At 70.9% G+C, this 20,316-nt stretch carries 20 protein-coding genes; 9 read left to right on the top strand and 11 right to left on the bottom strand.

The genetic code is table 11. The features are described from left to right. Positions 1–18: 18 nt before the first annotated feature. Positions 19–1,614, bottom strand: a complete 1,596-nt coding sequence (locus tag ACF09E_RS12395) for a glycoside hydrolase family 10 protein (RefSeq protein WP_392205124.1) — start codon at positions 1,612–1,614, stop codon at positions 19–21. A gap of 578 nt (positions 1,615–2,192) precedes the next feature. Here ACF09E_RS12395 and ACF09E_RS12400 point away from each other — a divergent pair. Further along, positions 2,193–3,377, top strand: coding sequence for a C39 family peptidase (locus tag ACF09E_RS12400; protein WP_392205125.1), 1,185 nt, complete (start codon positions 2,193–2,195; stop codon positions 3,375–3,377). Positions 3,378–3,414: 37 nt separating this feature from the next. Here ACF09E_RS12400 and ACF09E_RS12405 read toward each other — a convergent pair whose 3' ends face one another. The 3 genes from ACF09E_RS12405 to ACF09E_RS12415 are packed head-to-tail and all read right to left on the bottom strand — an operon-like array spanning position 3,415 to position 5,508. Further along, a complete protein-coding gene (locus ACF09E_RS12405) occupies positions 3,415–4,224 on the bottom strand; it encodes an ABC transporter permease (RefSeq protein WP_392205126.1) in 810 nt (269 codons plus the stop codon). Further along, entirely contained in the window at positions 4,221–5,228 is a 1,008-nt protein-coding gene (locus ACF09E_RS12410; protein ID WP_392205127.1) for an ATP-binding cassette domain-containing protein, read from the bottom strand. The genes ACF09E_RS12405 and ACF09E_RS12410 overlap by 4 nt, the downstream gene beginning before the upstream one ends. A 31-nt stretch (positions 5,229–5,259) precedes the next feature. Then, positions 5,260–5,508 (bottom strand): hypothetical protein, encoded by a 249-nt coding sequence (locus tag ACF09E_RS12415; RefSeq protein ID WP_392205128.1) that lies wholly within the window; start codon positions 5,506–5,508, stop codon positions 5,260–5,262. Between the two features lie 228 nt (positions 5,509–5,736). Here ACF09E_RS12415 and ACF09E_RS12420 point away from each other — a divergent pair, with 228 nt between their 5' ends. Together ACF09E_RS12420 and ACF09E_RS12425 are read left to right on the top strand one after the other, a co-directional pair. Next, a complete protein-coding gene (locus tag ACF09E_RS12420) occupies positions 5,737–6,426 on the top strand; it encodes a hypothetical protein (protein ID WP_392205129.1) in 690 nt (229 codons plus the stop codon). A gap of 733 nt (positions 6,427–7,159) precedes the next feature. Then, entirely contained in the window at positions 7,160–7,570 is a 411-nt protein-coding gene (locus ACF09E_RS12425) for a VOC family protein (protein WP_392205130.1), read from the top strand. A 170-nt stretch (positions 7,571–7,740) separates the two neighbouring features. On the opposite strand, the gene ACF09E_RS12430 is transcribed toward ACF09E_RS12425, so the two are convergent. From ACF09E_RS12430 to ACF09E_RS12450, 5 genes are all read right to left on the bottom strand, one after another. Beyond that, positions 7,741–9,030 (bottom strand): cyanophycinase, encoded by a 1,290-nt coding sequence (locus tag ACF09E_RS12430; protein WP_392205131.1) that lies wholly within the window; start codon positions 9,028–9,030, stop codon positions 7,741–7,743. A gap of 148 nt (positions 9,031–9,178) precedes the next feature. Next, positions 9,179–10,390, bottom strand: a complete 1,212-nt coding sequence (locus tag ACF09E_RS12435) for a M20 family metallopeptidase (protein WP_392205132.1) — start codon at positions 10,388–10,390, stop codon at positions 9,179–9,181. Further along, positions 10,387–11,151 carry an amino acid ABC transporter ATP-binding protein gene (locus ACF09E_RS12440; RefSeq protein WP_392205133.1) on the bottom strand — a complete coding sequence of 255 codons (765 nt, stop codon included), beginning with the start codon at positions 11,149–11,151 and terminating at the stop codon, positions 10,387–10,389. Before ACF09E_RS12440 ends, ACF09E_RS12435 begins: the two co-directional genes overlap by 4 nt. Further along, on the bottom strand, positions 11,148–12,110 hold the full coding sequence (locus ACF09E_RS12445; protein WP_392205134.1) for an amino acid ABC transporter permease: 963 nt from the start codon (positions 12,108–12,110) through the stop codon (positions 11,148–11,150). The genes ACF09E_RS12440 and ACF09E_RS12445 overlap by 4 nt, the downstream gene beginning before the upstream one ends. A gap of 2 nt (positions 12,111–12,112) precedes the next feature. Beyond that, positions 12,113–13,057, bottom strand: coding sequence for an ABC transporter substrate-binding protein (locus ACF09E_RS12450; protein ID WP_392205135.1), 945 nt, complete (start codon positions 13,055–13,057; stop codon positions 12,113–12,115). 377 nt (positions 13,058–13,434) lie between these two features. Between ACF09E_RS12450 and ACF09E_RS12455 the strand changes: the two genes are divergently transcribed. From ACF09E_RS12455 to ACF09E_RS12465, 3 genes are all read left to right on the top strand, one after another. Further along, entirely contained in the window at positions 13,435–14,829 is a 1,395-nt protein-coding gene (locus ACF09E_RS12455) for a pre-peptidase C-terminal domain-containing protein (RefSeq protein ID WP_392205136.1), read from the top strand. Between the two features lie 179 nt (positions 14,830–15,008). Further along, positions 15,009–15,890: a MurR/RpiR family transcriptional regulator gene (locus tag ACF09E_RS12460; protein WP_392205137.1), complete on the top strand. Its 882-nt coding sequence runs from the start codon at positions 15,009–15,011 to the stop codon at positions 15,888–15,890. Between the two features lie 197 nt (positions 15,891–16,087). Further along, positions 16,088–16,387, top strand: a complete 300-nt coding sequence (locus ACF09E_RS12465) for a hypothetical protein (RefSeq protein WP_355655046.1) — start codon at positions 16,088–16,090, stop codon at positions 16,385–16,387. A 118-nt stretch (positions 16,388–16,505) separates the two neighbouring features. On the opposite strand, the gene ACF09E_RS12470 is transcribed toward ACF09E_RS12465, so the two are convergent. Beyond that, on the bottom strand, positions 16,506–16,889 hold the full coding sequence (locus ACF09E_RS12470; RefSeq protein ID WP_392205138.1) for a hypothetical protein: 384 nt from the start codon (positions 16,887–16,889) through the stop codon (positions 16,506–16,508). 275 nt (positions 16,890–17,164) lie between these two features. Between ACF09E_RS12470 and ACF09E_RS12475 the strand changes: the two genes are divergently transcribed. The 3 genes from ACF09E_RS12475 (at position 17,165) to ACF09E_RS12485 (ending at position 19,090) form a co-directional block, all read left to right on the top strand. After that, the gene (locus ACF09E_RS12475) at positions 17,165–17,617 is read left to right on the top strand and encodes an ATP-binding protein (protein WP_392205139.1); all 453 of its coding nucleotides are present in this window, start codon (positions 17,165–17,167) and stop codon (positions 17,615–17,617) included. Between the two features lie 139 nt (positions 17,618–17,756). Beyond that, the gene (gene sigK / locus ACF09E_RS12480) at positions 17,757–18,323 is read left to right on the top strand and encodes an ECF RNA polymerase sigma factor SigK (RefSeq protein ID WP_392205140.1); all 567 of its coding nucleotides are present in this window, start codon (positions 17,757–17,759) and stop codon (positions 18,321–18,323) included. Further along, a complete protein-coding gene (locus ACF09E_RS12485) occupies positions 18,320–19,090 on the top strand; it encodes an anti-sigma factor domain-containing protein (protein ID WP_392205141.1) in 771 nt (256 codons plus the stop codon). The genes sigK and ACF09E_RS12485 overlap by 4 nt, the downstream gene beginning before the upstream one ends. A 175-nt stretch (positions 19,091–19,265) precedes the next feature. Here the strand turns inward: ACF09E_RS12485 and sbnA are convergent, their stop codons facing one another. Beyond that, complete coding sequence (gene sbnA, locus ACF09E_RS12490) at positions 19,266–20,276, bottom strand: 2,3-diaminopropionate biosynthesis protein SbnA (protein WP_392205142.1); 1,011 nt, start codon at positions 20,274–20,276, stop codon at positions 19,266–19,268. Between the last annotated feature and the right edge of the window lie 40 nt (positions 20,277–20,316).

Raw genomic sequence — 20,316 nt, forward strand, 5'->3', positions numbered from 1 at the left:
CGGTGACAACCGGGCCTGTCAGAAGACGGGTCGGGACATCCTGCCCTGTCGTTGGACCCGGTCGACGGCGCACACCGCGTACCAGCACGCGGCCGGTGCCGTGGAATCGCGGTAGACGGCGTGCTTCCCGCCGGGCACCACGGCGACGAGGGTGCCGTTCCCGCGGTCGGGGCGGTGCCCTGGCCTGCCGGGGAAGCGGTGGACCGCGTACTGGAACGGGGTGTCGCCGCGACCGTGGGTCCGCGCGGTGATGTGAAGGGTGGCGGCGCCGGTGCCGGCCTCCCGCCGGATCTCGACGGTGGGCGGGGGCGGAAGGGGGCCCCTGTCCAGACGGGCCGGGAGCGGGCCGAGGACGGGCCGCCCCCAGTGGGCGAGCCGCATGGCAGCGAAGTCGCCCACGCGGTCCTCGCGGACGTCCTTGGCGCTGAAGAAGAGGTCGCCGCCGATCTCCGGGAGTGTGGAGTTGAGCGTCAGGTGGCGTGTGAGCTCCTTGCCGTCCTGCCAGGGAGCAGGCTGTCCCGCCGCGCCCGACTTGTAGACGGCCTGCCCGATCCAGAGTTCCGTGTCCGTGTCGCGGACCACCTCGGCCCACCAGGGTGCGAGGACGGCGTAGTCGGCCACGGGCAGTCCGATGTGCCAGTACACCTGCGGCGCGATGTAGTCGAGCCATCCCCGCTCGACCCAGCCCCGGGTGTCGGCGTGCAGGCCGTCGTACGACTGGAAGGCGGCGGTGGCGGAGCCGCGGGCGTCGGTGGTCGCGTTGCGCCACACCCCGAAGGGGCTGATGCCGAAGAGCGCGTCCGGACGCGCGGCGCGTACGGCGTCCCGCATCTCACGGACCATGAGGTCGACGTTGTGGCGGCGCCAGGCGGCCTTGTCGGCGTAGTCGGCGCCGTACGTACGGAACGTCGCGTCGTCGGGGAAGTCGGAGCCTGCCACCGGGTACGGGTAGAAGTAGTCGTCGAAGTGGACGCCGTCGATGTCGTAGCGCCGGACGGCGTCGAGCATGGCCTCCTGGCAGAAGCGGCGCGCGGCCGGCACACCGGGGTCGTAGTAGAGCTTGCCGCCGTAGGAGACGGTCCACTCCGGGTGGGTGCGGGCCGGGTGCCCGGGAACCAGAGCGGAGGGGTCGGGCTGCATCGAGACGCGGTACGGGTTGAACCAGGCGTGGAACGCGAGGCCGCGGGTGTGGGCCGTCTCTACCATGAAGGCCAGCGGGTCGTAGCCGGGGTCCTGGCCCTGTGTTCCGGTGAGCCACTGCGACCACGGCTCGAAGGGCGAGGGCCAGAAGGCGTCGGCCGTCGGGCGGATCTGGACGAACAGGGCATTGAACCCCCAGGCGAGGGCGTCGTCCGCCAGCCGCGTGAACTCCGCACGCTGCGCGGCGGCGTCCAGGCCGGTACGCGTCGGCCAGTCGATGTTGACCACGGACGCGATCCACATGCCCCGCATCTGCCGTTCGACGGGCGCGCGGGAATCGGTGGGGGGAGCCGCGGCGTGGGCCGTCATGGACGGAAGGGCGGTGGTGCAGCCGGCCGCCGCGATGGCGGCGAGCACCGTGCGGCGGCCGAGGGCGGGCAGGGGCGTGGAACCGGCGGTGCGTTTCGGTGACATGCGGGCCTCCGCGGGCGAGGTGGCGACAGAGAGGGCGGACGGACACCGCCCTGTCCGGAATCGTGGTGCGGCCGGGACGGGCGCGTGCCGTCCCGGACCGGGCGGTCCGCGCGGTCGCCGCCGACAGCCGGGCCGCCGTCACGAGGGCGACGCGGTCCGCATCGCGGTGGACGCGCCGCGGCCCATGCTCGCCCTCGTCGTCCCGCGGCGGCAACAACCCTTTGTCCAGCCCGCCGCGGAAGGCCTGGACATCGTGTCGATCGTCTCCTCACCGGCCGGAACCTACCGTGTCGCCGCGACCTCGTCACCGGCGCGCGCCCACGGCGCCCTTCGGGCCGCGGTCGTCCTCGGACCGCTGCGCGGCCCGTCGTCTCACCGTCGACACCACGGCACGAAGGAGGAACGTGTGGGACGAGGGGCGAACCCGGGGCCGCTCGGAGCTGCTGGCCGGCAGTTCCCGGCCGTTACCATGTGGGCCCGCCCCGGCACCGGCATCGGACTGGGTCGCACCGGAGCTACGAGAGAGCGGCAGGCAGACCGTGACAGCCGAGAACCGTGGGCGAAGCGACGACCCGACCGTGCCTCGGGCGGTGCTCCACCGCTGGTCGGAAGCCCGTCACTTCGACGACGTCGTCCTCAGAGGCACGGCGTGGTCGGACGGCGCGCTGCGCCTGGAGACCGTCCAAGGCGACGAGACCTTCGTGGACCAGCACGGCCACGCCGCCCTCGCATGGCAGTACGCGACCTGCTCGACCGGCTGGCGCGAGCTGCCGTTCCCGGCCGAGGAGCTGATCCCCTCGTGGACGGCGCTCGCACCCGCCGGGACCCGCCTGATGGTCAGGCTTCGCGTACGCGACGAGGAGGGGGACGCCTCTCCCTGGTACGTCATGGCGCACTGGGCTTCGGGCGACGAGGTGGTGCACCGCACCACCGTGCCCGGCCAGGCGGGCCCGTTCGGAGCGGTGGACGTCGACGTGTTCGTGGCGGCACCCGGCCGGCCCGTCCGGGCCTATGAGCTGGACGTCCGGCTCGCGCGGACCCGCGACGCCTCGGAGGGGCCCGTCGTGCGGGCCTTCCATCTCGCCGCCTCGTCGACGCCTCCCGACCACCGACAGCCGGTGAGCGGTCCCGCCGGAGCGTGGGGCACGGTCCTCGACGTCCCGCGGCGATCCCAGGAACTGCACACCGGCCACAGTCCGCAGTGGGACGGGGGCGGGGAGGCCTGGTCGGCTCCGGCCTGCACGTCGATGCTCGTCGAGTACTTCGGGCACGGCCCGGCCGACGGGGAGATGACGTGGATCGACCCGGCGGACACGGCGCCGCAGGTCGACTTCACCGCGCGGGCGGTCTACGACTACGCGTACAAGGGGTGCGGCAACTGGGCCTTCAACGCCGCCCATCCCGCTCGCTACGGGCTCCACGGGATGGTCACGCGGCTGCGTTCGCTGAACGAGCTCGAACGCTTCATCAGCGCGGGCATCCCGATCGCCACGGCGCAGAGCTTCCGCATCGGCGAACTCGCGGGCGCGGGCTTCTCGCCGGCCGGCAGCATCAAGATCGTCTGCGGTTTCACGGCCGACGGGGACGTGGTGGTCAACGACCCGCTGTCGGCCACCGACGAAGAGGTGCGCCGGATCTACCCGCGCGGGGAGTTCGAACGCGTCTGGCTGTCGGCGTCCGGCGGTGGCGGCGTGGTCTACCTCATTCACCCGCGCGAGCTGCCGCTGCCGGCCAACGTGCCCGGCCTCGAACCCAACTGGTAGTCCCCGGGGCGGAAGAGTGCGGGTTCCGCCCGAGGGCTCAGCCCCGGGCGACCCGCCCCCGCAGGGCGGTGAAGGCGAGGGTGAAGCTGACGGCGCCCACGCCGAGTATGGAGAGGAGGCCCGGCCACAGCTCGGACCAGACCCAGCCCTGGGTCAGCAGGGACCTGAGGGCGGCGAGGAGATAGGTGACCGGGTTGTAGTCGGCGACCGTGGCGAGCCAGCCGGTCAGCGCCTGCTGGGGCAGGAACGCGGTGGTGAGGAAGGCGAAGGGAAAGAACAGCAGGAAGGAGGAGTTGACCGCGCCGGGACTGCCGGTCCGGAGCGCGATGGCGTAGGGGAATCCGGTGAAGGCGAGCCCCCAGAGGCCCGAGACGACGATGAACACGATCACGCCGAGGAGACCGGTGACGAACTCGACTCCCACCGCGAATCCCAGGATCAGAACGGGGACACAGAGGGCCATGACGAGAGCGAGGTCGGCGACCATCAGGCCGATGAGCAGGGCGGTCCGGTGCATGGGGGTGAGGAGCAGCCGGTCGAAGTAGCCGCCGCTGATGTCCGTCACGAGCCCGCTCGCGCGCGAGATCCCGGTCACGGCGAAGACGATGGCGACGGGCAGCTGGAACGCCCGGAAGTCGGTGACGCCGCTGGATTCGGCCACCGGTTCCAGGGCGCCGATGTTCACGACGAAGAAGAAAACAGGGACGATCAGTGCGGGAACGACCGTCTCCAGGTCGCGCGGTATCGAGCGCAGCGCTCGGATGGAGACGGAGACGACGTCCTTGGCGAACCCGGCTCTGCGTGCCTCTTCGCGAGGCCCGGTACGCGGTGCGTGGAGGACGCTCATGTGTGTCCTCCGGGAGGTGCGGAGCCGGCCTCGTCCTCGAGGGTCGCGGCGCCCGGCTGGGAGAGGTGTTCCCCGGCGACCGAGAGGAACACGTCGTCGAGGGACGGCCTGCGGAGGGAGATCTCCTGGACGTCCAGATCGGGGAGTCCGGACAGAGCGACGGCCACCGGCGTGATCGCGGCGGGCCCGTCGGAGACGCTGACGGTGAGCGTGGTCCCGACCGCCTCGACCCGTTGTACGACGGGGAGCGATCGCAGCGCGTGCCGGGCCGTCTCGGGAGAACCCGTGAGCCGCACGGTGATGACGTCGTCGCCTATGGATCGCTTGAGTTCCTCGGGTGTTCCCTCGGCGACGAGCCTGCCGTGGCTGATGATGCCCACGCGGTCGGCGAGTGCGTCGGCCTCCTCCAGGTACTGGGTCGTGAGGAACACCGTCATCTTCAGCTCGGTGTTCAGGCGTCGCACCTCCTGCCAGACCCGGGATCTGCTCGCGGGGTCCAGGCCCGTGGTGGGTTCGTCGAGGAAGAGGACTACGGGGCGGTGGACCAGGGCCAGTGCCACGTCGAGACGCCGCTTCATGCCGCCGGAGTACGTTCCCACGCGCCTGCCCAGTGCGTCGCCTATGTCGATCAGGTCGGTCAGCTCGGCGACTCTGGTACGCGTGGCAGCGCGGGAGAGACCGTAGAAGCGCCCTTGCAGGGCGAGCATCTCCGCCCCCGTCTGCCGGTCGTCCAGCGCCGCCTCCTGGAGCGCGGCGCCGATGAGGAGTCGCACGCTGTCGGCCTGCGTGACGACGTCGTGTCCGGCGACCGTGGCTCTGCCGGACGAGGGGGCCGCCAGAGTGCAGAGCACACGCGTGAGCGTGGACTTTCCCGCACCGTTGGGTCCGATGAATCCGTAGATCTCTCCGGCGTGCACCGCGAGGTCCACCTCGTCCACCGCCACGAGGTTTCCGAAGCGCCGTACGAGGCGCTCGGCCGATATCGCCGGACTTGCCGATTCCATGCCTGCGACTCCCCATACCGGTGCTGTCGTGTCAGCGGGCCGGGTCGAACGTGTACGGGGACTCGGTCTCGCTTCGCTCGTAGGTGGCCAGAGCCAGTCCGAGACCGAAGAACGTCGGCGCCCATTCCCCGACGAATATCCCCCACCGGTCAGCCCGCTCGATGTCCTCGCGCCTGCTGGAGGCCGACCAGGAGACGAAGGACAACACGATCGATCCCAGGGCAGCCGCGTAGGCGTGTTCACTGCGCAGTCCGGCTTCATGAAGCTTCTTGACGATCATCGGTCGTCCTCCGTAAGGAATCGCTCACCCCTCGCATCGGCAGAATGCTTGCGGAACTCGGCGTCCGTCGCCGTCGTGCGGTCGCTTTCACTGCCGCGTACGAGCGCTGTCCTCTGGTTGTTCGGCCGGCCCGGGACGGACGGATGCGGGTGGGACCGGGGCTGTTCTACGATCATGGTGCTGCCGTGACGCGGCGCTGCACCGAAGCGGGACGGACGGGGGGACGTGATGGCGATCGACAGGCCCGGGCGGCCGGAGAACCTGCCCGCAGCCGATGTGCTCTGGGCGCGCTGGGCCCTGGTCGCCGTGCTGGAGGCCACGGCCGGGGCCGAGGCCCGGGGCGTCCACCGTGGCGGCACGTGGATCGACGACCGGGGTCTGCATCTCGACGATCGCGGCAGCACCTGGTGGACGTTCGAGCGGCTGGGTGAGGGGCGCTACCTGCTGTACGGCGAGGACGAGTCCAGCGCCGTGAAGTGGCACAAGCCCGCCGTCGACATGCTGGCACAGGCGCCGGACTGGCTGCCGTACGCACACCTGCGCGCGCTCTCGGAGGGCTGGGAGCTGGGCTGCGTGTACTGGTACGAGAAGGGCGCCTGGGCGCGTGCGCCCTATCCGGCCGACCTGGACGACGACGGCCTCGACTGCGGCATGAGCCGCTTCGCGGTGCGCGAGGAGTTGCTGCGCGATCTGATCGCCTCCGAGCGCGGCCTGCCCCGCGGCCGGGCGGACGGCCTGCTGGCCGCGGCCGAGGCGCGCAGCCTGACGGCCGCCGAGATCCAGGAGGTGCTGTACGCGGCCGCCGCCGCGGACGAGCACGAGCCGGCGGACCGCGAGGCGATGCTGCGGTCCCTGGAGCTCGCGGCCCTGGCGGCTCCTGGTTCCGTCCTTCCGGCGGCATCGGACGAATCCGGCTGACTCCCGGCCAGAGACCGTCGGTTGCCGACGGTACGGCTGCTCTGGAGTGCGCGAGGGCTGCACGCCGCCTGAAGGGCCGCCCACTCCGACGCGGGGAAGTCTGAGCCCCAGCGCTTCCTGTAGCCGTCGGTCCCGTGCTCGGAGAGCAGTTCCTCGATCATGACCAGGAAGGCGTCGACGAACGCCTCCACCGGTACGCGATCCGCCCACACCCCCGTCCGACCACCAGGTCGACGGCTCACGCAGATGCGCGTACTCCACGATCTGCACGAAGACCAGGTTCTCCGACTGGTTGAAGAAGACGCGAGTCCCGTTCGGCTCGCCGAAGAACGTCACGAAGGTAGCCCCGCATCACAGGAGCAGAGACCGGACACCTTCCATGAAACCGGCCAGAGCCTCAGGCCCCACGTACGAGGCGAGAACCGTCTGCTCCGAACCGCCGACCGACCACGACCAGGTCGCCCACCCGGCCCCGCCAAGCTTCCAGCGCATGCGCTGACTGTCCGCCGGCGAGACCTCCATTCGGCTGTGAACCATGCTGTTCCCCCTTGTTCCGGGCGTTCTTGTCCCTCGAAAACAGCCCGTGTCGAGGACCCCACGGATTCCGGTGCGGTGCATCCGAACGCGAGCGTCGGCGGAAGAGTCATCGGAAGCACCGCACAGGCGGTTCGGCCACCAGCCCGTGCTCGACGGCTACGGCTGTGGCGACGCGGAAGCAGAGGAGCTCTCGGCCATGGAACCGGATGTGACACTGCACGCCTACCTGAGCTTCGACGACGCACCCGCCGGAATGCGCTGGCTCGAGCACCTGGGCTTCGAGAGCGTCGCGCGGCAGGCCGACGACAACGGCCGGGTCGTCCATGCCGAGCTGCGCCTCGGGCAGGCAGTCGTCATGCTCGCCACCTCGAACGCCGCCTATGACGTTCCCGCGCTCAAGGGCGACTCCACCGGTGGCGGGCTGTACCTCGTCACCCGGAACGTGGACGACCTCTACAACCGGGCCGTCCAGGCAGGCGGACGATCCGTCCTCGCGCCCGAGGACACCGACTGGGGCAGCAGACGGGCACGCGTGCTCGATCCGGAGGGCCACGAGTGGAGCTTCGGCTCCTACGCGCCGGGCCGGCAGTGGAGCAGCGAGGACTGATCCGAGGGGAACGCGCGAGCCCCTGGGCCCACGTATCGGCCACGCCTGCGGGGTCACGGCGCCGGCCTCGGCGGGAGCGGCGTCGGGACGGCGCGGGCCGTGGCTCCTCAGCGTGGCGCGGTCGGGCTCCGCGAGGGCGGTCCTCCCGCCCTCGCGGAGCACGGCGTCGGCTACCTGGGCGAGATGCCGATCTGCAGGCCGATCAGGGTCTGCGGGTCGCTCTCGGTGGCGGACCACGCCGTGAATCCGTGGGGCTTGGTCAAGGTGACGGTGAAGCCCGGCTGCGTCTCGTAGGTCGTCGCCGTGGCCCGGTTCTGGGTGCGTACGGCGAGGGCGCGGGCGGTGCCGCGGAACGCGTAGGGCCTGCCGTCGGGGTTGGCCGCCGAGGAGAAGACGTCGGGGTTCTCCGGTACGGGGGTGGTGTCGCGGGGAACCAGCCGCTTCTTGCCGGATGCCGGGACCGCGGACCAGGTGCGTGCGAGGTAACGGTCGCCGTGGGTGAGGTAGGAGTAGCGGGCGTTGTGCAGGGACCAGCCGGCCGGAGTGTCGTCGGCGTGTGCCCGGCGCAGGTCGAGGACGGCGACGCCGTTGGGGCCGAGGACGGACAGGCGCTCGTGTCTGGTGCCGGGGTCGTCGACGACGAGGGCGGTGTTCTCCTCGAGGGCGTAGACGCGGTCGTGGTGGGTGTCGGCGGCGAGACGCAGGGCGCGCCCCTCCCGGCCGTAGGCGCCGGTGTGGGTGTCGACGAGGCCGGAGCGCAGGAAGCCGAAGCCTCCCCGGGGGAGGTATCCGAGGCGGGTCGCGTCGTCGAAGTAGCCGGGGCTGCTGCCGTCGCGGAGTCCTTCGTAGGACTCTCCGCCGGTGACCATGTCGCGTCCGGAGGCGATCTGGGCGCCGGCGGACGATCCGGCGACGACGGCGCCCCGGGCGAGCTTGGCCCGGATGGCGGCGAGGACTCCGGAGTCCGTGTGCCGGTCGCCGTTGAGGAGCGTGGTGACGTAGCGGTACTGGTCGCCGCCGCCGAAGAAGAAGCCCGTCATGCCGTTGACCTGGGCGACCACGCTGGCGGATTCCGCGTTCGCGATGTGGTCGAGGTCGATGGGGATCCACTGCGCGTCGGCGGCGCCGTGCTTCTTGAACAGGTCGGCGTAGTAGGCGCCGTTGCAGGCGGAGTTGCTGCACCGGTCCGGATCCGCGGCGTCGGGGTCCTGGCTCTCGGGCACCGAAGCGGCGGTGATGACGCCGATACGGGCCGTGGAGCCGCCGGCGCGCTTGATGATCTCGCCGTAGACCTGGCTGTTGTCGTCCTTGAGCCCGCCGCCCACCAGCACGAGGGAGCCGGGGTGGTGGGGGCGGGCAGGGGTCGCCTGCGCCGCGGGGACGGCGGTGAGGAGGGCGAGGACGAGGGCGGTACTGCCGGCGAGGACGACGCGGCGGGCGGGTCGGGGACGTACGCGCATGATGCCTCCGTGGGCGGTGCGGGTGGGGTGGCCGGGGCTGCGGGGCGTCCGCAGGAAAGCCCCGTCGTGCCGCGTCGGGGCGGCGGGAAGGCGAGCCGGGGGCGGTGTGGTGGCGGGCGGCCGGGGTGGGGGTCCGCTCGGCGTGCGGTCAGTCGTTGCCGGCGGTGCCGAGCGAGGCGATCAGGCAGGCCAGCATCGCGACGCGGTGCGGAACGCTGGAGGTGTCGAGCCATTCGCCGGGAGTGTGGTCGGCGCCTCCGACCGGACCGAGGCCGTCGAGGGTCGGGACTCCCGTGCCGGCGATGAGGTTGGCGTCTCCGACTCCCCCGGTGGCCGCCGCGCCCAGGCGCACCCCGTACTCGGCGGCCGCCTTGCACGCCGCGTCGAACATGCGCCGTGAGGCGGGAGTGTCCTCCATCGGCGGGCAGAGGTCGATCTGCTCGACCGTGATCGCGGTTCCGGGCACGGCGGGGTGGGCCGCGGCCTGGTGGATGGCCCGAATGGCGCGCTGCATGTCGGCCGCGGTGGCGGCGCGTACCTCGATGTGCAGTTCGGCCTCGGGGCACACGATGTTGGGGCGGGTGCCGGCGCGGACGACGCCGACGTTGAGGGTGACGTCGTCCCAGTGTCCGTTGAGGCCTTGCAGTTCCACGGTGAGATGGGCGGCGGCGAGGGCCGCGTTGGCTCCGCGTTCCGGCTCGATCCCGGCGTGCGCGGCGCGGCCCGTGACGGTCAGGCGGAAGTCGGCGACGCCCTTGCGGGCGACGACGAGGTCGCCGTTCTCCCGGGCGCACTCGAGGCCGAGGCCGTAGTGCATGCCGCGCGCGGTCTGTTCGATGAGGGGCCTGCTGACCTGTGAGCCGATCTCCTCGTCGGGAGTGGCGAGGAACACCAGTTCTCCGAAGTCCTGGACGGAGGCCTCCTGGAGGACCTCCAGTGCGGTGAGTCCGGCCAGGAGTCCGCCCTTGTCGTCGCTGACTCCGGGGCCGTGTGCGATCGAGCCGTTCAGGTGGAACGGCCGGTCGGTCGCGGTGCCGTCGTCGAAGACGGTGTCCATGTGCGCGGCGAGGAGGATCCTGCGCCCGTTCCCTGCGGGGTCGAGGCGACCCCGCTTGCGCCCGATGACCGCGTCACCGGCCCGGTAGCGGTGGTCGACCGGGAAGCGGACGCGCTCGACGTCGAACCCGAGTCGGAGAAGGCGTTCCTGGACCCAGTCGGCGACCTTGTCGACGCCGTCCGGGCTGTAGGAGCCGGAGTCGATGGAGACGAGTTCCCGAAGATCGGTCAGGTACTGGTCCTGGCGTCCCTGTGCCAGGGTCAGCAGCTCCGCGCTGAGCCGCTGACGAGGGGGCGCGCTCACAGGACCTTGGAGAGGAAGGCGCGGGTGCGTTCCTGCTCCGGGTCGACGAGTACGTGTCGCGGGTCGCCGGCTTCGACGACGACTCCCTGGTCCATGAAGACCGCGGTGTCGCCGACCTCACGGGCGAAGCCGATCTCGTGGGTGACGACGACCATGGTCATGCCGTCGGCGGCGAGGTCGCGCATGACGTCGAGGACGTCGCCGACGAGTTCGGGGTCGAGGGCGGAGGTGGGCTCGTCGAACAGCATGAGTTTGGGCTTCATGGCCAGGGCCCGGGCGATGGCCACCCGCTGTTGCTGGCCGCCGGACAACTGCGCCGGGTAGTGCCCCGCACGGTCGCCGAGGCCGACCTGTGCGAGGAGTCGCCGTGCCCGCTCGCGGGCTTCCTCCTTGGACACCCGGCCCACGCGGATCGGGGCCTCCATGACGTTCTCGGCGGCCGTCATGTGGGGGAAGAGGTTGAAGCGCTGGAAGACCATTCCGATGTCGCGGCGGCGCTCGGCCACCTCCCGCTCGCGCAGTTCGTGCAGCTTGTTACCGTGCTGCCGGTAGCCGACGAGCTCTCCGTCGACGGTGAGTCTGCCACCGTCCACCTTCTCCAGGTGGTTGATGCAGCGCAGGAAGGTGGACTTCCCCGAGCCGGACGGACCGAGGAGGCAGCAGACCTGCCCCTGCTCGACCGTGAGGTCGATCCCCTGAAGGACCTCGAGCTTCCCGAAGTTCTTGCGCACGCCTTCGGCGCGCACCATGGGGGCGTTCATCGGCTCGTCTCCTTGCTGTTCCTGCCGATCAGGCCCGCCGTTCCTCCCAGCATCCGCTGGAGCGGGGAGACGCGGCCGGCCTGGGCGGTGCCGCGTCCGTACCGGCGTTCCAGCCATGCCTGGGGGATGCCGAGCAGGGTGACGAGCGCGAGGTACCAGAGGCTGGCGACCACCAGCATCGGGATGACCTGGTAGTTCTGCGCGTACACGTCCTGGATGTTCGACATGAGGTCGTGGGCGGAGATGACCGACACCAGGGCGGTCATCTTGAGCATGTTGATGGTCTCGTTGCCCATCGGCGGGATGATGACGCGCATGGCCTGGGGCAGGACGATCCGTCGCATGGTGAGCGCGGGCCGCATGCCGAGGGAGTGGGCGGCTTCGGCCTGGCCGTGGTCGACGGACTGGATGCCGGCCCGGACGATCTCGGAGGCGTAGGCGGCCTCGTTCAGGCCGAGCGCGAGCAGGGCGGCGACGGCGGGGGTGAGGAGGGAGTTCGTCTCAGCCTGGAAGAAGGTGACGTCGGTGAACGGGACACCGATCTTCACGTACTTGTAGAGCGCTGCCGCGTAGCCCCAGAAGATGATCTGGACGAGGAGCGGCGTGCCACGGAAGACCCATACGAAGGCGTTGGCCAGTCCGTAGAGCACGGGGCTCGTGGACAGTCTCATCACCGCGATGAGGGTGCCGAGGCCGAGGCCGAGTGCCATGGCGGCGGCCGTGAGCCAGAGCGTCGTCGCGAGGCCGTCGAAGATCAGGTCGGCGAAGAGGTACGTCCCGACGACGTCCCAGTGCAGGTTGTCGTTCTTCGCCAGGGAGCCGATGAGCCCGACGAGGGCCAGGATCGATGCTGTGGCGGCGATCCAGCGCCCGTAGTTGCGGACCGGCACCACTTCGAGGTCCTGGGCGGGCGGTTCGGCCGTGGCGGTCGCCTTGAGGGGGGTCGAGGTGTCGGTCATCGTCAGTCGACCGCCGCGTTCCTGGTGGCTTCCTTGAGCGCGATCGAGGCGACGCCGTACGTGCCGTAGATCTTGTCGACGGTGCCGTCGTCGATGAGGGCCTGGAGGGCCTTCTGGATCGCGTCGGTCAGTTCGGGCTGCTGCTTGCTGACGGCGATGCCGTTGGGCGAGGCGTTGTAGCCGCCGGGCGCGGCCGGGTCCTCGACGAGGTCGAAGGCCTTGCCTCCGTCGGCGGTCTTGGCGACCCAGCCGGCGGCCGGCTTCGTCAGGACCTGCGCCACGACCTTGCCGGAGCGCAGCGCGAGCTGTGCGTCGGAGTCCTTGGGGAAGGTCTGGATCTCCATGCGCCCCTTGCCCGCTTCGGCGCACTCGGCCTGGTGCTCCTTGAGGAGGTCGAGCTGGTTGGTGGCGGTCTGAACGGCGACCTTCTTGCCGCACAGGTCGTCCAGGTCGGCGATCTTGGCCGGGTTGTCGTTGCCGACGAGGATGCCGGATCCCGACTGGGAGTAGTCGACGAAGTCGACGACCTGCTGGCGCTCCTTGTTGTCGGTGATGGCCGACATGGCGGCGTCGTACTTGCCGGCCTGGATCGCGGGGACGATGCCGTCGAACTTCTGCGGAGTGAAGGCGAAGGTCACGCCGAGCTTGCCCCCGAGGGCCTGGCCCAGGTCGTAGTCGAGGCCGGTCAGTTCGGTTCCGCCCTCCTTCACGAACATCTCGAACGGCGGGTAGGGCACGTCGGTGGCGACACGGACCTTCCCCGCCTTCCTGATGCTGTCCGGCAGCATCGCGTGGAGCGCGGGGTCCTTCTTGATCTGGACTCCGCTGACGGTGACGGTTCCGCCGGCGGCCGGGGCGGGGTCGGTGTCTCCGCACGCGGCGAGCGTGGCGAGGGCCGTGGTCGTGACGACGACAGCAGCGAGGCGTCGGGTAACGCGAGCGTTCATCGGGTCGAACCTCTCGGGAATTCGGCCGACGGTTTCGAGCCGCCGGTTCACAGCACGGAAGTTACAGACGAAAGGAGAGATTGACCAGATGTATCGCGCGTTACGTTGCCGTAACGCCACCTCCTCAGAGAGGACGGGAGTACATAGGCGCAGTTCAGAGCAGACTCAAGGGGGCTGCAAGACGGCGAGGACGGCGACTTCGGCCGTACATCTTCCGGTGCAGCGCGACAGGTTGTAAGTTCCGCTACCAACCCGACGGCCCGGATCGCATCCGGCCGAGGCCGTCTTCGGCGCCGTCGAGCACCGCGCCGCCCCCGTCCCTCCGTCCACTGGAGCGCGTCATGACGTCACCCCTCACTCGCGGAACCGCCCCGGCGTTGGCCGTCACACTGCTGACGCTGGCCATGTCCGTCACCGCCCCGCAGCCCGCCGAAGCCGCCGCCGACCGCGTGCGGCTCGGTTCGGCCGCCGACGTCAGCCGCGCCTCGTGGAACGGCCCCGCGTTCACGATGAACGGGGCCGGGGGCGTCGTCGCCGCCTCCATGAACAGGGCGATCGCGGAGATCCGCGGCGGGACGGGCAGCATCGACGTCGTCGTGCTCGCCGGCTCGGCACCGGGCTCCGGCAGCCAGACGCCCGAGTGCGACACCGTCATGGGCCTGAACGGGGTCAACTCCTGTACGACCTGGACCCTCACCGCGGCGAGCGACGGCAACAACAGCCAGGTCAACACCGACATACGCAACGCCGAGTTCGTGTACTTCGCCGGCGGCGACCAGTGCCGGTACGCCGCCTGGAAGGGAACCGCGCTCGAAGCCTCCGTGGAGTCCGTGGTGGCCAAGGGCGGCGGATCCGGCGGCGGCAGCGCCGGACACCACGTCAACAGCCCCGTCGTCTACGACGCCTGCAACGGCAGCGTGACCAGCGGCGAGGCGCTGGCGAATCCCTACGACCGCTACGTCAGCTTCACCACCGGCATGTTCCAGTGGGGTGACTACGGCGGGGTCATCAACGACTCCCACTTCGTCACGCGTGACCGCATGGGCAGGAGCATGGCGTTCGCCGCCCGCGCGGTGAAGGACGGGCTGACCTCCGGTGGAGCGGCCTGGGCCGTCGGAGTCGAGGAGGGCGGCGGGTCGCTGTTCATCGACCGCAACGGCATGGCCACCGAGTACGGAAAGGACGCCTACGTGATCCTCGCCGACCACCAGCCCGAGCAGGCCGTGGACAGGAAGCCGCTGACCTATTCGAACTTCAAGATCTGGCGACTCACCCCGGGCACGACGTTCGACTTCAGAAACCGACCCACCTGCGGGTACTACCTGCGCAGCGTCACCAACGGGGTCCCCGACCCCCACCTCTACAGCGGCACCCCGGTGAGCAGCTGCGGCTCCCCGTCGGGCGGCAGCCTCACCGAGACCGAACCGAACGGCACCCGGGACACGGCCGACGACGCCACCGGCCTCTCCTCCCCCGCCACCCTCAACGGCTCCATGAAGTCGGCCGGTGACCGCGACTACTTCAAGGTGAGCCTCCGCTCGGGTCAGACGGCGTCCGTGCAGTGCGCCGTCCCCGGCGCCTACGACGCCGATCTCTACTGGCTCGACTCCTCCGGCGGCACCCTCGAGCGCTCCGTCGACAACGGCGCCGGCGCGGACGAGTCCGTCGCCTTCACCAGGACCGCCTCCGGAACGGGCACCTACTACGTCGACATCGAGGCGTACAGCGGTTCCGGATCCTCCGCCTACGCCTGCACGCTCACCAAGAGCTGACGCTCCGCCGCGGGACCGGCGGCGGAGGAAGGAGTCCGTCGCACTCCCGGATCGTCACTCGGGGCCCCCGCAGGGCGCACGTAACAGGCGGTACATTCGACGCACGCTGATCAGGTTCTGATGACGGCCGGATGCGGCGGGCGGATCACCGCGATCGGAACACACCGGAGAGGCACCCGATGAGCAGCACGACGCTGGCAGACGAGATCCGCAAGAGGCTGGGAGACCTGAGCCCGGCCGAACGCAAGGTCGCGCGGGTCCTGCTGGCCGGCTACCCGGCAGCGGTCTTCGAGACGGTCGCCACGATCGCCGATCGCGCCTCCGTGTCCGCTCCCACGGTCCTGCGCTGCGCCTCCCGTCTGGGCTTCAAGGGTTTCCCCGACCTGCAGGCGGCCCTGCGTGCCGAACTCGACGCGCGCACGGCATCCCCCATCACCCTGTACGAGCACTCCGAGGCTCACCGGCACGGCACCCGGGACCAGTCCGGAGAGACTGCCGACCCCCGGCTCGGGGCGGACCTGACCGTGGTGCAGCAGGCGGTGTCGCAGACCTTCGGCGAGGTCGCTCCGCACGAGTTCGACGACGCGGTGCAGCTGCTGAGCGATCCCCGTCGGCGCATCCACGTCGCGGGCGGCAGGTTCACCCATCTCCTGGCCCACTACCTGGGCCTGCACCTGACGCAGTTCCGCGACCAGGTGCAGTTCCTTCCCGACCGGGACGTCGAGCGGACCTCGTTCCTCACCCAGCTCGCACGGCGTGATGTCACCGTGCTGTTCGACTACCGGCGCTACGAGGCCGACAAGACCGTCATCGCCGAACTGGCCCGCGAGCGGGGCGGCAAGGTCATCGTCTTCACCGACCCGTGGCTCTCGCCGGCCGCCGCCCACGCGGACGTCGTCTTCACCACTCAGGTGACGTCGGGCTCGCCGTACGACAGCCTCACGCCCGCGCTCGCCCTGGTCGAGTCGCTGGTCGCCGCGGTCCTGGAGAGGGTCGGCGAGAAGGGGCACGAACGGATGAAGCTGTCCGAGGGCGTGGCCAGGCGAACCGGCCTGATCTGACCCGGGGTCAGCTCCTTCTGCCCTCCGTGCGGGGGGCTCAGGCCGGGGTGGCGGCCGGGGCTGCGGCCGGGTCTTCGACGGTGGCCGGAACGCGATCACTCGTCCGTATGACCTCGGCATATTCGGGCGGTCTCCGGAGCAGCCTTGCGTCGGCCGGCGTCGTCGGCCGCGCAACCTCCTAGATCAGGAAGTCAGTGATGAGCTTCATCCAGACCGGCAAGATCGACCTGAAGTCCGACAACGCGATCGAGACGGCCGGCGGCAACACGTCGACCTTCACCCGTGTCACGTTCCCCACGCCGTTCCCGCCCGGCTCCAGCGTCGTTGTACTGCCCCTGACCCAGACGTTCAACGGCCCGGAGACACCCGGCATCCGCATCCACGACGTCACCACCAGCGGCTTCCTCATCCGTCTGAACGAGGTGTACGCCGGCGCCACCAAGAGCGACGGGAAGCACACCACCGAGACCATCGGCTGGCTGGCCGCCACCGTCTGACCCGCTCCCGCTCGCATCGGCCGCGGTCCCGCCAGCCGCCGGGACCGCGGCCGTCCGAAGAGTGAGGGCCGGGCACATGTGCCCGGCCCTCACTGCGGCAGGAGTGCGGATCGACCCGTCACCGGTGGTGGCAGTCCCAGTGGCCCTTCACCCAGTGGTGGTCCCAGTGGGCGGGGACGTAGACCCACTTGTACTGGCGGTCGTGGCTCCAGTAGCCCTTGTGCCAGTCACCGTGCTTGTCGTGGTGGCCGGGGTGCCACGTCTTGTGGTGGACCCACTTCTTCTCCCAGTGGCCCTTCACCCACTTCTTCTCCCAGTGCCCCTTCTTCCACTCGCACCGGTCGTGGTGGTCGTGGTGGTCACCGGCCACCACGGTCGCGACGGATGCGGGCGCGGGTGCCGCGGTCGCCGTTCCGGACATCCCGAATGCGGCGCCGCCGGCCAGCAGTCCCGCCGCCGCGGCGCTCGCCACCAGACGACGGGCACGTATGGACGCGGTCATCGGACACACCTCCCTCGTTTCATCGACTTCTGTGAGCCCGGCGAGCGTGCCGTGATGTGCGAGGGCCGTCTCGCCGTGCGGGTCATCAGGGATTCGGAGCAGGGCATCCGGCGGATGAAGCAAGGCCGCCGATTCTCGTGGCGGGCGCGAGCCGACGCTCGGAGACGGCGGTAGGGCCCCGCACAGGGCACCCCGCACGTGGTCACCGTCGTCATCCGCGGTCCGGGCGGCTACGAATCCCTCACACAGGAAGTTCTCGCCCCCGGAGAGCAGTCATGACCATCACCGCCTCACCCTCGGCGCCCGGCGTGACGCGACTGGCCCTGGAACTGCCCTGGGACGCGCGGAGCCCGGCCATCGCACGTCGGGCCGCGGCCCGATGGCTGGAATCGGCCGCGTACCCCCGAACGGCCGACGCCGTCCTGATCGTGTCCGAACTCGTCACCAACGTCGTCCGTCACACCCGTGGCCCCTGCCGGCTGGCCCTGACCGAGGACGGCGCGTACCTGGACATCGCCGTCACCGACGACAGCGAGGACATGCCCGATGTCCACCAGCCCACGGACTTCGGCCGTCCCGGCGGCTTCGGCCTCAAGATCATGCACCACCTCGGTGACTCCGTCAGGGTCGTCCCCCGCATCGGCGGCAAGACCGTGCACGTCACCCTCCGGGTCCCCGTCCCACCACACGATCGGCGCAGGCCCCATGAAGGCCCCGGGGCGCCGTAGATTCACCCGGGCGGCGCGGCCCGACCGGCACTCCCCCGTGACAGGCGGCAGAGTCGGACACGTCGGTCCGCCCCGAACAGGCCGACACGACGGCAGGCATCCGGGCGACCGGCCACCGAGGCTCGATGAGGGAAGACCATTGCCTCACTCACGCGAACCGACCTCCGGCCTCGACGCGCGCCTGCTCCAGGCGGCGAACGGTGACCGGGAGGCGTTCGCCGACGTCTACGACGCACTCGCCCAGCCCGTGATGGGGCTGGCCTGCCGCATCCTGCGGGACGCGGGGCAGGCCGAGGAGGTGGCGCAGGACGTCATGATCGAGGTGTGGCGGACCGCGGACCGGTTCAGGCCCGAGCGCGGAACGGCCAAGGCATGGGTTCTCACCCTCGCCCACCGACGCGCCGTGGACCGGGTGCGCTCCGTCCAGGCGAGCAAGGACCGCGAGGTCCGCGCCGGGATGCTCGAGACGGACCGGGACTTCGACGAGGTCGCCGAGACCGTCGAACGGCTCGACGAGCGTCGCCGCGTCCACCGCTGCCTGGCGGCCCTGGAGCGCCGCCACCGGGTGCCCCTGGTGCTCGCCTACTACCAGGGGATGACGTGTCGTGAGGTGGCCCGCTCGTTGTCCTCCCCCGAGGGCACGGTGAAGTCCCGCATGCGCAAGGGCCTCGATCAGCTGCGCGCCTGTCTGGAGGCCGGATCATGACCACGCCACAGGATCCGCACCTCGACGCCGCGGCGTACGTCCTCCACGCGCTGTCACCCGCGGAGGAAGCCGCCTTCGAGAATCACCTCGCGGGCTGCGAGGACTGCCGCAGGGACGTCACCGGCTATGAGCGGACCGCGGCCGAGCTCGCCGCCGCCGAGACCGCCCCGGTGCCGGACGACCTGCGGGCGCGTGTCCTGGAACAGGTGGCCCGCACGTCCCAGGACCGGGGCCCGCACCGTGTCCCTTCCCGTCCCGGGGGCACTCTGCGCCGCAACGGGGTCCGTCTCGCGCTCGCGGCGAGCATCGCGGCGGCGGCCGCCCTCGGCGCGCTCGCCCTCCGGGAGCACGAGCAGGCGGACGAGGCACGCGCGCAGACGGCTCTGGCCCAGGAGCGGGCCCGCAGCGCGGTCGGCGCCTTCGCGGACATCCTCACCGCCCCCGACGCCTCCGTGCACACGGGTGAGCTGTCCGACGGAGCCGAGGCCGCCGTCGTGGTCTCCCGCGCGGAGGCCAAGGCCGCGTTCACCGCGCGCGACCTCCCGGCGCTGCCGAGCGACAAGGTGTACGAACTCTGGTACGCGGGTGAGGCCGGCGACCTGCGCCCGGCGGGCCTCCTGCACGATTCCGGCGACCGCGCCACACGCGTCCTCGACGGCCCCCTGGGCAACGCGGTCGCCGTCGGCATCACCGTCGAACCCGCGGGCGGGTCCCAGCAGCCGACCACCGAGCCCCTGGGCATCATCCCCATCAGCTCCAAGGCCTAGCAGAGACAGAGGAGATCCCGGGGGGGAACTCCCTCGGGATCACGTGCGGCGGTACGCGGCGCTGATGACGACGGCACGAAGGGTGAGGACCGCCCGTGAGGCGCTCCCGCAGGCAGCGGCCGCAACGAAGCTCGGAGGGGGGCGGGGCAGAGTCCGGAAGAGGCCGGGGCGGCTCTCAGGCCTGCGGCAGCGTGGGGGCCGCGCTCCGCGCCTGTCCCGGCCGCGGCGCAGCGTCCGTGTCCAGCACGTCGTCGCCGTAGAGGGCCTGGACCCAGTTCGACTGGTAGATGGTGTCGAGGTAGCGCTCGCCGAGGTCGGGGGCGATCGCCACACAGGTGAGGTTCTCCTCGCCGTGCGCGTCGAGCCAGTCCGTCGCACCGCTGACCACCGTCCCCGTGGATCCGCCGAAGAGGAATCCCCGCGTGGCCATGGCACGGCAGGTGCGGATCGTGTCGGGCTCCTCGACCCGTACGACCTCGTCCACGTAGGTCCGGTCGAGCAGCGGGGGCCGCATGCTCATGCCGAGTCCGGGGATCATCCGGCGTCCCGGGCGGTCGCCGAAGATCGCGGAGCCCACGGTGTCCACGGCGACGATGCGCACGGGACGGTTCCAGGTCCGGAAGTACCGAGCGCAGCCCATCAGGGTTCCCGTGGTGCCCACGCCCACGAAGAGGACGTCGATGCGGGGGAAGGCCTGGGCGATCGCGGGTGCCGTCCGCAGGTAGTGGGCCCTCCAGTTGTCCGGGTTGGAGTACTGGCTCAGCCAGGTGTAGCGGGGGTCGGAGGCGCACAGGCCGCGGACCGCGCTGAGCCGTGCGGCCAGCAGGCTGCCGTCGCCGGCATCCGACACGATGTGCACGCGGGCGCCGAGGGCCTCCATCAGCAGTCGGGTCGTGAGGTTGCAGCGCGAGTCGGTGACGCAGACGAAGGCGTATCCCTTGCTGGCGGCGATGACGCTGAGGGCCACCCCGAGGTTGCCGGAGGACGATTCGACGAGTATCGAATCGGGGGTCAGAACGCCTCTGCGTTCGGCCGAGGCGACCATCTCGGCGGCCGCCTTGACCTTGATGGAGCCGGCGAAGTTGAAGCCTTCGCACTTCAGGAAGAGCGGTCGGCCGAGCGTCGGCATGAGGTCGACGTAGAGGTCGTCCTCGTTGAAGTCGTGGGGTGCGGTGATGACGGGCACGGTGCTCTCCTCTTCGGGCGCGGAGGCCGGACGGCGGGTG

Source organism: Streptomyces sp. NPDC014891, from assembly GCF_043081085.1.
Taxonomy (GTDB): Bacteria; Actinomycetota; Actinomycetes; order Streptomycetales; family Streptomycetaceae; genus Streptomyces.